The sequence below is a fragment of the Natrinema soli genome (assembly GCF_028618695.1).
In genome coordinates this window covers 1-1,998 of record NZ_JAQIVI010000776.1, presented here as the reverse complement: position 1 = coordinate 1,998, position 1,998 = coordinate 1, and the positions used below count along the sequence as shown (strand labels likewise).

Sequence of the window (1,998 nt, the reverse complement as noted above, 5' to 3'; positions counted from 1 at the left end):
GCCCGTCCGCCTCCGCTCGCGCCAGTGCGTCGGGCAGCGAACGCGCGTCGACGTCCACGTCGTCCTCACCGCCAGCGCGCTCCCGGGCGGCCTCGAGTATCGATTGTACCGCGGGAGCGAGCGCCGTATCGGAGTTCATTATTGTACATCGACGTACTCATATGTACATAAGACTTGCGTCATCGCGATTCGTCGGCCGACGAGCGGCGTCACCGGGCTCGGACCCCTCTCCCACTCCTCGAGGGAGACAGTGTCCGGTGAACTGCAAGCAAGAGCGGTACTCAACAGCGACCGAACGTACCACGAGAAACGAACGACCAGAACGATGGATCACGAAACTGCCTTCACTCGGTCCCCTGCCGGAACCGATCGCGGACGTTCACCGTCCCGCTACCCGCCTCGCTCGAGCGCACCGCGCTATCCGAGTTGGTAGGGTTCGTCTTCGTCCTCGTCGTCTAACTCGTCGAGCAGCAGTACCTCCTCTTCCTCGTCCTCGAGGCGGTCCTGCAGGTCGTTGACGTACCCCTTGTACTCGTCGAGTTGCTCCCGGAGGTGCTCGGCCTCGAGTTCCAGTCGCTCGTGTTCGCGGATGAAGCGCTTCGGGACTTCGACGGTCGGCGGGAACGAGACGTCCTCCTCATCGCCCGCTCCACCGGTCCGAGCCTGCAGCTCGGTTTCGGGAACGACCTCGACCCGGCCGTCGTACTCGACGAGCTGGTCGACGTAGTCCCGGAAGACGGCGGACAGCGAGATATCTCGCTCCTCGGCGATCGCCTGGAGCGCCTCGAACGCGTCCTCGTTGACCCGAAACGAGATGGTCTTGTTCTTGTTCCCCATCGATACCCCTAGTCGTCGTTCACGACACTTAACCATTTGTCAGACGAGGGGATCGGTCGCGCTCGCTCGAACCGTCGGCCGACCCGTCAGGCTATCCACCTCGAGCACGTACCGACGCCTCATGCTGTCCGATACGCCGGGAATCCACCACGTAACGGGAATCGTCGGGGACGCCCAGACGGCGATCGACTTCTACAGCGGCGTGCTCGGCCTCCGACTCGTCTTGCAAACCGTGAACTTCGAGGATATCCTCCAACACCACCTCTACTTCGGTGACGCGAACGGGACGACGGGAACCGTGCTGACGCACTTCCCGGACCCCCACGGCGATCCCGGCCGGCCCGGGGCCCCCCAGATCGAATCGGTCTCGTTCGGTGTTCCACCCGACTCCCTCGAGTACTGGGAAACGAGACTCGAGGACCACGACATCGCGGTGGAGGGGCCGCTCGAGCGATTCGGCGAGCGGGTCCTGCGATTCGACGATCCCGCAGGCACGCGAATCGAACTCGTAGCCGGGTCGCCGGTTCCGAGCGCCATCGAACCCTGGAGCGGGGGATCGGTACCGATCGAACACGCGATCCGCGGCCTCCACGGCGTCGCGACGCTGTCCGTCAACCCGTACGCGACCGCGGGCACGCTCGAGACGCTGGGGTTCGAGCACGACGCGGAGGACGGCGATCGGATTCGGTACCGCGCGTCCGGATCGCGAGCCACCGTCGTGGACGTGCTCGACCGCGACGCGCCCTTCGGCCGCGAAGGGCAGGGGACGCTTCACCACGTCGCGGTCCGCGTCGAGACCGAAGACGACCTCCACGAGTGGCGAGAACTCTTCGACGACCGCGGCTACGACGTCTCCCGCGTCAAGGATCGCCACGTCTTCCACTCGCTGTACGTCCGCGAACCGGGTGGGATCCTCTTCGAACTGGCGACCGAGACGGACGGCGTCGCGGCGAGCGAAAGCGGTGAAGAACCCGGCGAATCGCTGTTCCTGCCCGAGTGGTTCGAGGCGGACCGCGACCTGATCGAGAGCCAACTGCCGGAACTGACGGTTCCGACGGACCGAGCGCCGACGGGTCGGGGCGAGAACCGATGACGAGGGCGGAGTCAGGTCGGCCGATGGACGCCGTCTCGGGACCCCACGCCGGCCAGTCGCTGCTCAGC

General features: G+C 65.7%; 2 protein-coding genes and 1 pseudogene. 1 reads left to right on the top strand and 2 read right to left on the bottom strand.

All coding sequences use genetic code 11. The features are described from left to right. Nucleotides 1-139: pseudogene (locus tag PGX04_RS32200) on the bottom strand (indole-3-glycerol phosphate synthase); the annotation flags it as partial. A 278-nt stretch (nt 140-417) separates the two neighbouring features. Beyond that, complete coding sequence (locus PGX04_RS32195; RefSeq protein ID WP_273742199.1) at nt 418-837, bottom strand: DUF8146 domain-containing protein; 420 nt, start codon at nt 835-837, stop codon at nt 418-420. A gap of 121 nt (nt 838-958) precedes the next feature. On the opposite strand from PGX04_RS32195, the gene PGX04_RS32190 reads away from it, so the two are divergent. Further along, complete coding sequence (locus PGX04_RS32190; protein WP_273742198.1) at nt 959-1,930, top strand: VOC family protein; 972 nt, start codon at nt 959-961, stop codon at nt 1,928-1,930. The last annotated feature ends 68 nt before the right edge of the window (nt 1,931-1,998 follow it).